Annotated in this window: 1 protein-coding gene; it reads left to right on the top strand. The window is 40.4% G+C overall.

What is annotated here, in order from left to right:
* Positions 1 to 93: 93 nt before the first annotated feature.
* A partial coding sequence (locus E5S67_RS32955; protein ID WP_425487387.1) for a WD40 repeat domain-containing protein occupies positions 94 to 371 on the top strand: 278 nt, incomplete at its 3' end.

Raw genomic sequence — 371 nt, 5'->3', positions numbered from 1 at the left:
GATGCTTTGAGGCTGAAAAGATAATATTTTTAATCTCTAATTCCATTTGATTTGCGTTCTCTCATATCGCTTTTAGTCTAAACTCCAGTAGTAATGGAACAGGCTAGAGTCTCAATTCGTTTTGATGGACATGAGGGTAATATAAATTCAGTTGCTTTTAGCCCAGATAGCAATTTGATTGTCAGTGGAGGTCAAGATAAAACAGTACGTTTATGGAATTTACAAGGGAATCAAATTGGCGAGGGCTTCCGAGGGCATGAGGGTAGTGTCTATTCAGTCTCCTTTAGTCCTGACGGCAAAACGATTGTCAGTGGTGGTGATAAGACGGTGCGCTTATGGAAGCTTAATGGCGAACCTATTGGAGAACCTTT

Origin of the sequence: Microcoleus asticus IPMA8, assembly GCF_013179805.1 — a bacterium.
Lineage (GTDB): Bacteria > Cyanobacteriota > Cyanobacteriia > Cyanobacteriales > Microcoleaceae > Microcoleus > Microcoleus asticus.
The sequence above is the reverse complement of the archived record's forward strand: the minus strand, read 5'-3'. Positions and strand labels throughout refer to the sequence as shown.